This is a genomic window from Armatimonas sp., from assembly GCF_031410135.1.
Classification (GTDB): domain Bacteria; phylum Armatimonadota; class Armatimonadia; order Armatimonadales; family Armatimonadaceae; genus Armatimonas.
The window spans coordinates 1-8,601 of the sequence record NZ_JANNYP010000440.1; the positions used below are offsets into that span (position 1 = coordinate 1).

At 60.7% G+C, this 8,601-nt stretch carries 6 protein-coding genes; 3 read left to right on the top strand and 3 right to left on the bottom strand.

Annotated features, from left to right (window positions below; genetic code table 11):
* The coding region (locus tag RMO15_RS16190; RefSeq protein ID WP_309714482.1) for a hypothetical protein at positions 1-330 on the top strand (330 nt) is incomplete at its 5' end.
* Positions 331-353: 23 nt separating this feature from the next.
* On the top strand, positions 354-1,214 hold the full coding sequence (locus tag RMO15_RS16195) for a ChaN family lipoprotein (protein ID WP_309714483.1): 861 nt from the start codon (positions 354-356) through the stop codon (positions 1,212-1,214).
* Between the two features lie 24 nt (positions 1,215-1,238).
* Here the strand turns inward: RMO15_RS16195 and RMO15_RS16200 are convergent, their stop codons facing one another.
* The 3 genes from RMO15_RS16200 to RMO15_RS16210 all read right to left on the bottom strand — a co-directional run bounded on the left by RMO15_RS16200 (position 1,239) and on the right by RMO15_RS16210 (position 7,530).
* Positions 1,239-3,551, bottom strand: coding sequence for a VIT domain-containing protein (locus tag RMO15_RS16200; protein WP_309714484.1), 2,313 nt, complete (start codon positions 3,549-3,551; stop codon positions 1,239-1,241).
* A gap of 51 nt (positions 3,552-3,602) precedes the next feature.
* The gene (locus RMO15_RS16205; RefSeq protein ID WP_309714485.1) at positions 3,603-4,913 is read right to left on the bottom strand and encodes a carbohydrate ABC transporter permease; all 1,311 of its coding nucleotides are present in this window, start codon (positions 4,911-4,913) and stop codon (positions 3,603-3,605) included.
* Positions 4,914-5,121: 208 nt separating this feature from the next.
* Positions 5,122-7,530 carry an extracellular solute-binding protein gene (locus tag RMO15_RS16210; protein WP_309714486.1) on the bottom strand — a complete coding sequence of 803 codons (2,409 nt, stop codon included), beginning with the start codon at positions 7,528-7,530 and terminating at the stop codon, positions 5,122-5,124.
* A 50-nt stretch (positions 7,531-7,580) separates the two neighbouring features.
* On the opposite strand from RMO15_RS16210, the gene RMO15_RS16215 reads away from it, so the two are divergent.
* The coding region (locus RMO15_RS16215; protein ID WP_309714487.1) for a TlpA family protein disulfide reductase at positions 7,581-8,601 on the top strand (1,021 nt) is incomplete at its 3' end.

The window sequence follows — 8,601 nt, forward strand, 5'->3', positions numbered from 1 at the left end:
AAGCTCTCTGCGACCGAGCGGCGTGCAGTAGGGCAGGCTACCACACAGCTTACGGCACGAAAAAAAGAGCAGGGCATTTTCGCGCACTATCATCCTCAGCATCCGAAGATTAAGATTATCCGCATCAAAGAGCGAGGAGGGCACGCTAAGCCCTACCAAGCAAACTATCCTCTCCATGCGAGTGCACCGGGTTTTACAAACGATGGCCAGTATGCCGTTCTGACCCTCTTTTTCCCTGAGTTCTTTCACTCATCCGATGCTGCCTATGTCCTGACACGACGACGGGGGCACTGGGAAGTGCTCTGCCGTGGCTTTGTGACCTACGCTTAGGTACTTTCAGGTACCATGTTGCCATGATGCGTGATGAGACGGATAACTGGCGGGTGGTCGAGGCGGCGACGGGGCGGGGCCTACGCTGGCGGGATTTGGCGGGGCGGCTGGCGCAGGCCAATGCGATCTTTGTCGGCGAGCAACACGACGACCCGGAGACGCATAAGCTGGAAGCGCGGCTCTTTGCGGAGCTGCATAAAAAAATTGGGCCTAAACTAGCTCTGGCGATGGAGATGATCGAGCGTGACGGTCAGCCGGGCCTGGATGACTATCTGGCGGGCAAGATCGACGAAGCCGCGTTTGCCAAAGCCGTCACTCTCTGGAAGACTTACCCGACCGACTACCGCGCAATGGTGGAGTACGCCAAGGCCAACAAGCTCGCCGTATTTGGCTCCAATGCGCCCAATAAATACGTTCGTTTGGTTGGGCAGAAGGGCCTCGCCGGTCTGGAGGGCCTCACGCCCGCCGAGAAGCCTCTGATCGCCGCTACCATCACCGCGTCGCTGGGGGATGCCTATCAGACGAAGTTCTACGCCACGATGACCGGGATGGGAGCTAGCCACGGCCCCGCCATGAGTGAGGCGCGGCTCCGCAGTATCTACGAAGCCCAGTGCCTCCGCGACGACACAATGGCCGAGACGATTGTGCGAGCGCTGGACAAAGGCCACGTGGTTTACCATGTGAATGGCAGCTTCCACTCCGATGGGGGAATGGGCACGGCGGCGCGGACGCACTTTAAACGGCCAATGGGCACAAAGCTCGCGCTGGTGAAAGCCGTACCCGTACCCGATGTGCGCAAGGCTGACCCCGCTGAGTTCAAATCTGAAGCCGACTGGCTCGTCTTCGTCCCAGCGCCCTCCTCCCCCAACCCCTCCTCCCGATAACGGGAGGAGGTGAGCCAGAGATCCCTACCTTCTTCGGCGACGTGCTAGAAAGATCAGCCCGCCAAGGCTCACAAAGGCGAGGGTTCCGGGTTCGGGGGCGATGGCGGTGGCAACATCGGGGGCACCGGACTGGGGCTGGCCGCTATTGGGATCGAGGCCGTGGCGCTTGTACTGCTCAAGACTCTCCAGCACGACGGCACCCGAGAGGGGGGTGATGAGGCGGCGACGTGCCGCTGCCTTGGCGAGGGCATCCTGGTCGTAGCCGGTGTACCAGGCGCGGAGCACGCGGCTGGTGGCGGCAAGCCGTGCCCAGTCGGTCTGGCTATCCGCATCGGCGTTAGGGGCGAGGTAGATGCCCCCAAGTGCGGGTTCCCGTCCCCCCAAGGGCGCGTTGGCTCCCCCATTATTGGGGGCGGGGGGGGCCTGGGCTTGGGCGGCTCGCTGAACGGCGGCGGGCCAGTCGGTTCCCTCTAGGGTATGGATGCGCTTGTCGGTGGCGAGCGCGTCCATGACCACATCTTGGCCCGGAGAAACGAGCAGACCGACCAGCGACGGCGTGTTTTGGTGCAGGCTACGGGCTTCTAGGAGTGGCTGGGGTGAGACAGCTTCTTGAGGAACGGGGCCATGGAGCCAGAGAATTGTTGTCGGGCGCTCGGTTGGCTGACTTAGGCGCTTGAGAGCGGGCACCGCGTCTACGCCACCCACAAAGCGCTGGGAACGCAGGAAGCTCTCCGTCACTTGGGCCGCGTCGGTCCAGCCGCTCTCCTCTCCTTTTTCGATTCGGGTATTAACAAACTTCACTCGCGAGCCGCTTGGGAGCGTCTTGAGCGCGGCGATGAACTTGGTGATCTCGATCTTCTCTCCGACACTCGCCGACGTATCCACGGCAACGATCACATCGCTTGGGCCAACCGTGGGCGCGGCTTTTTGTAGCAGCCCAGCGGGCAGGGCGAGCCGCGCGACGGCCAGCGCTTCGCCGCTCCAGGGCTTACCATTGACCTTGGTGCGCTCCACCGTCGTCTTGGGCTGCTCAAAGTTGACCTCGGTGAGCTGGGCAGGAGTCAGCTTGCCATCCAGCGCCGTTTGTGTGAGCTGCAGGCGGATCTGCATGGACTTCTTAGGAAGCACCGGGAAGCACTGGATGAGCACGCGGCGCGGGTCGGTGCAGGTGACGAGCAAGGGGTCGCGGCGCTGCACGACGGCAACTTCCTGGTAGGCGGCACGGACTTGGGCTTTTCCCCCAAAGGCTGCCGGTCGTTGCTCGCCGTTGATCCAGAGCCAGGCATCGCTGACCACCGCACCTTCGGGAAGGGTGATCGTCGCGCGGGCCTCTTGCGACTCGCTTGTGGTGTTCTCAAAAGCCAGTGTCCAGTGGGTCTGCGCCGTCTGAGTGCTGGGCGAGTAGCGCACCTCGCGCTCCGAGAGGGAGAGCTTGAGGCCGTTTACCGTGGAGCCAACTCGCTCACCGCCAGTCTCCTCGATCTGCAGCTGGTCGTTCTGATCCAACAGGCTCTTCTGTGCAGGAGGCGTCGGGGCCTTGCTAAACGGAGTGCCCGTCATCAGGAAGTAAACTTTTCGCGCCTCGTCGGGCGTCTCCCAGCGCGATCCGAAGATCTCGCTGGTGAAGATGCCGCCCCCTGCGAGAAACATTGGGTAGGTGGGGGGCCTGCGGAACGCACGCACCCGCAGGTCGTACTCCGCACCAAAAAGCCGTAGAAGAGTCAGCGATTTCTCACGCTGGGCATCGCTCTTGGTGCTCAGGGCTTGGCGGATATGGTAGCCCATCACGGCGGGGCGCAGCAGAAAGACCACCGCCGCCGCCGTGAGCGAGAGCCAGTAGATCCGCCGCGAGCGAGCGAGGTTATCCGTGAGTGTCTTAAGAAATGCCTGCTGGCAGAGCAGAACAATCGTGGCGACCAGCGGTGCGTAGGCCAGAAAACCGTAGAGCCAGAACTGAAGCGACTCATCTAGCTTTGCACCCGAGCGGGTGCTAAAGCTTGCCACTGTCATAAGTGGCCCGGCGACGAGTCCCCCCCACGCGATGCAGTAGATCGGCCACATCATCAGGTGCAGCAGCCACGCAAAGCACAGCGCCACGCCACCCAGAGCGCGGCCCCAGCGCACCGCCTCCTCACTCTTCCCACGCTTGATCAGCACCTCCAGAGCAATGGGCGTGAAGGTGAGCAAAAGCACACCCAGCAAGCTAAAGAAATCTGAGGCCACATCAAAGAGCGTCGCGGCCAGCGGGTGCGTCAGGCGCTCCGTGATCAGCGCCGCCAGCATGAGCACTGTGGAGATTCCTACCCAGCCCTGCCGCGAACCAAAAAGCGTTTTCATACTTACTCTTTCGGACAAAGTGGATAGATTTAGGAGCGGGGCAGGATTTTTTTATCGGCCACCCAGTCCGGTGAGGCTCACGCCCTCGATAAAGTAGCGCTGGGTGAAGAAGAAGAGAAGGATGATCGGCATGACGACCATGGTGGACGCTGCCATCAGTAGGCCGGGCTCGCCGCCGTGCTGCTGCTGGTAGAGCTGGAGCCCGTAGGCCAGTGGCATGTGCTCCGCGGAGCTGAGATAGATCAGCGGCCCCTGGAAGTTGTTCCACGCACCCATCACGGCCATGATCGCAATCGCGGCGAGCGCGGGCTTTACTTGCGGCAGCATCACGCGCCAGTAGACTCCAAAGGGGCCGCAGCCGTCTATCTTGGCCGCGTCTTCCAGCTCACCGGGGATGGAGAGAAAGAACTGGCGGAGCATGAATATATTAAACGCCGAGCCAAAGAACGCAGGCACCCAGAGCGGCTTGAGAGTGTCTACCCAGCCGAGGCTACGGAAGATCAGGAACTGTGGCATCAGAGTGACAGCACCGGGCACCATCATTGTGGCGAGCAATACTCCGAAAAGAAGGTTGCGTCCCGGCCAGGAGAGCCGCGCAAACGAGTAGGCGACCATTGAGGAGGCGAGGAGTGTCCCGAGGACGCTCATCAGGGTCAGAAAGAGCGTGTTGCCCAGAAACGTCAGACCGTAGTATGTATCGGGCGGCAGATACGCCAGTGCCTCGGAGTAGTTCTCCCACTTGGGCGCGACATGGCGAAGCTTGGTCAGCTCCGAGCGCGTCATGGGCTTGGGAGGGGCCATGCCTTGGACCGCGTTCTCGTTGATCATGGGCTTGACCATGATCTTGCCATCGGGTAGCTCTTCAATCTCGGCAACGAGCATTCCGGCATAGTCGCCTGCGGTTGCTTGCGAGAGCCGGGCAGGCTTACCGTCCTTCATCTTGAGGAGATCGGTAGTCCGGTGCTGCGTGGGAATCCAGACAGGGGGAAAGACCGCCTGCTCATCGTCGGCCTTGAGCGAGGTCGAGAGCAGCCACGCAAAGGGCACCATGAACATAAACGAGCCCACTAAAAGCGCCAGATGCGTCGCCGAGAGCCGGGTTAGCTCGCCTGCATGTGAGGCATTGCGCGTGAGAGCTCTCAGCCAGCGTGCGCTCCCAAGCGCCACGACGATGCCCAGAGCAAGGCTCACCGGCGCAAAGCGCACCAGAAGCGTAACAGCGAGCATTGCCGCCAGCACCGCTGCTGTGACCGTCGCTGCCGCCAGATTACGAACCCGCACCGCCGCAACAATCACACTGATGCCGTAGATAAGCGCGGTGATGATCGCGATAATCGCGAGAAGCCAGAGAAAAGCGTTCATTGTAAATCCACCCGTCCCGAACCCACCTGGCTCGAACCCACCCGGCTCCGCTCGTTCCTCGCTACGCCACCCTCCCTCAGGGCAGGGAGGGTAGAAAACCCTCTCTGTGCTCCCCCTTTCCCTCTTCCCCTTCCTTCGTAGAGGGAAGGGGCCCGGGGGGATGGGTTCGAAAAAGGGGATGGGGTCGAAAAATAAGAAAGCATCAGAGTCATTTTTTGTCTACCTCGTAGTGCACCCAGTGTTTTTGCAGCCGCCACTGGACCAGCGTCAGGCCCAGAATGATAATAAAAATTACCCAGGCGATGGCGCTGGCGTAACCCATCTTGAAGTAGCGAAAGGCATTATTAAACAGATAGAGTACGGGCACGAGAAGCGAGTCCAGCGGGCCCGTGCCGCCGTCGCCGCCGCCGATGACGTAGACTCTGTCGAACTCTTGTAGTGCGCCAATCGTGCCCATGATCAGGTTAAAGAAGATGTAGGGCGAGAGGAGTGGGAGTGTCACGTGGCGGAAGCGCTGGAACGTGTTGGCACCATCTATGAGTGCGGCCTCGGTGAGGCTCTGGGGCACGCCTTGTAGGCCCGCCAGCCATAGGATCATCCCGCCGCCTGCGCCCCACAAGCCTTGGACAATTAATCCGGGCTTTGCCCACTCGGGGACGCCAAACCAGCCGGGAGGAGTCCAGCCAAACCACGCGGTGAAGGTCTCTTTCCAGAGAGCGTTGATCAGCCCCTTGTTGGGATCGCCTGCCAGCAACCATACCCAGAGCACCGCGCTGGCAATCGCCGGGACGATACTCGGAATATAGAACGCCGTGCGGTAGAAGTTCATCCCCTTCACTTTTTGGTTGAGCAGCAGCGCAATCGAGAGGCCGGTCACCATCCCGAGCGGAATGCCAAAGAGCGAGAGATAGGTCGCGTTCCCGATAGCCTTCATCAGCAGCTCGCGGTCGTCGGTGAGGAGCTCCTTGAAGTTGCCCAGCCCGACAGCGCGTGCGGGGTGGAGCACGTCGTAGTCGGTGAAGGCCAGCATCAGCGACGTGAGGATCGGGCCGAGGGTGAAGACCAAGAACCCTACGATCCACGGTGCGGCCATGAGCCAGCCCGCCAGCGCCTCTTGCCGTGCCATGCGGCTCTTGCCGACAAGCTTCTGCCCACGCCACGCCCCGTAGCCCACCCCCAGTAGTCCCAGAACGGCACAGACCAGCACCGGTGGTGTCCAGTTAAAGAGCGGCAGGCTCTCGCGGGCAAAGGCCTTGTCCAGCTCTTTCTGGACAAGTACTTGCTGCTCCTGAAGGGCGGCCTCGGGGCTTTGTGCTCCCTGGCAGGCACGCTCGAAGGCACGCACATGGGCATCCCAGAGCTTCTGCCCAATAAAGGTCACCGGGCGGTAACGAGCGTGGGGGAGCATATCACTGTAGGCTTTGAGAGCACCGGCGAGGCGCTCGTTGGCGGGCGAGAACTCCCGAAAGAGCATCCCATTGATATTTTTATTGGCCGAGAGCCGAAAGACATAGGGCCGCCCGATCTTCTCGTTGTAGGCTTTCTGCGCCTTGTTGTAGATACGGTAGCCCTCTTCGCTGGAGAGAAACTGAATAAACTTCCATGCCTCTTTGGGGTGCTTGGTTCCCTTGGGAATCGCCAGCGAGTAGCCGCCAGTCCAGGTGATATGGTCGTCTTTGTCTTGGGAGAAGCGCCTGGTGTGCGCGATGCGCTCTTGGGGGGACGGCGGTGGGGCGATGGCAAAGTCTAAGTCCGGGGCGTAGCGGGCCACATTGCCCATGACCCAGTCGCCATTGATGACCATCGCCACTTTTCCGGTAAAGAACGGGTCTAGCTCACCGCCCTGGAAGCCGGACTGGTAGACACTGACCTTGTTCCAGCCTCCCAGGTCATCGTAGAGCTGTTTCATATAGCCCAGCGCAGCGACATTCTCCGGGGCAGCGAGGGTGCAGCTCTTGCCATCGGGGCTCATGAACGAGCCTCCGTTCATCCAGGAGTAGATGTAGAGCCAGGAGTTCCCGTAGTTGGGAATAAAGCCAATGCTGGCGTAGGTCTTATCTGCATTGTACTTCGTCAGCTTCTTGGCATAGTCGCGCAGCTCGTCCCAGGTCTTGGGGGGCTTGTTGGGATCGAGCCCCGCCTCACGAAAGAGCTTGCGGTTGTACATCAGCATGCGGTCGTCAATGCCGGTCGGGATGGCGTAGACCTTACCGTTATAGACCGCCTCGTTCCAGGCAGCGGGGTAAAAGTCCTCCGCTTTGACTGCCTCCGGGCCACTCTCGCTTGCCAGAAAATCATCCAGAGGCTCGAATGTCCCCCGACTCGCCCAGTCGCCAATCGTGAACCGATCCTGGGAGATCACATCGGGGGGGACGCCGCCGACAATGGCGGTCATGAGCTTCTGCGGGTTCATGCTCCCCGCACCCATCGAGAGGTTCGAGACTTTAATCTGCGGATTGCGCTTCTCAAACTCTGCGATCTGGGCATCGAGTCCGGAGGTCTCTTTACCCGACTGCAATCCCCAGACCACTAGCTTGATCTTATCCTGGGCCAGCGTGGGGAGAGTGAGTGCCAGCGCAGCAAGTAGCGCTGCACCGACGCGAAAAAGAGGCTTCATAGGCCGCATTGTACCTGAGTTTTTGTGGGGATTATTAGGTATAATGCGCTATGCAAACACTTCGCTCCCTCTCCCTGACTGCCGCTGCCACCGCGCTTTTCTGCACGGCTGCCCTAGCGCAGACCCCCTCCCTGACAATTGGCGACCCCACACCAGCCTTCGCACCCGAAGGCTGGGCTAAGGGCAAGCCCACACAAGCCTTTCAGAAAGGCAAGGTCTATGTGGTCGAGTTCTGGGCCACTTGGTGTGGCCCGTGTATCGCCTCGTTCCCGCACTTAAGCGACATGGCAGACAAGATGGCAGGTAAAGCCACGTTTATTAGCGTGAACACCTGGGATCGGAACCAGCCGGGCGAGAAAGAAGCAAAGCATGCCGGGCATGTGGAGCGTGTGGCCAAGTTCATCAAAGACAACGACACCAAGATGCGTTACACCATCGCGCTCGACGACGAAAAAGACACGATTGCCACCACCTGGATGCGCGCGGCGGGTCGTAATGGGATTCCCTGTGCTTTTATCGTAAACCAACAGGGTAAGGTCGCCTGGATCGGCCACCCGATGCAGATGGACAAGCCGCTTGAAGAGATCACGGCAGGCACGTGGGATGTCGCGGCTGCCAAGGCCAAGTACGACGCCGAGGCGGCTGCCACCAAGGCACAGGCCGCCGCGCAGCAAAAAGCACAACTCGCCGTGGTCGAAGCGGCCAAAGCGGGGGACATGGCCGCCTTCGACTCCGCCATTGTCGGGCTCTCTCCCAATGCGTCGCGTGCTCTTACCATGGGAATCTCCATGGCGGTTCGCCCCAACGCCGCATTTGCCCTGAAAGTTGTCGAGGCGAAGATGCACAGCGCGGATGGAGTGGGGCCGGAGGACTGGTGCAACACGCTGCTGACGATTGCCCGCTCCAGTAAAGATGCCGCCGTGCAGCAGAAGGCCGCCGATATGTCCGCGGAGTGTGTGGGAAAGGCCGACCCAAAAACGCTCTGCCTTGCTGCCACCTACCACGCGCAGATTCTCGCCGCGCAGGGTAAGAAAACCGAGGCCCTGGAGTTTATTGTCAAAGCAAAAGCTG

Coding starts and splice junctions, on each gene's coding strand:
- RMO15_RS16205 (WP_309714485.1), bottom strand. CDS start 4,913: ATGAACGCTTTTCTCTGGCTTCTCGCGATTATCGCGATCATCACCGCG.
- RMO15_RS16200 (WP_309714484.1), bottom strand. CDS start 3,551: ATGAAAACGCTTTTTGGTTCGCGGCAGGGCTGGGTAGGAATCTCCACA.
- RMO15_RS16195 (WP_309714483.1), top strand. CDS start 354: ATGATGCGTGATGAGACGGATAACTGGCGGGTGGTCGAGGCGGCGACG.
- RMO15_RS16210 (WP_309714486.1), bottom strand. CDS start 7,530: ATGAAGCCTCTTTTTCGCGTCGGTGCAGCGCTACTTGCTGCGCTGGCA.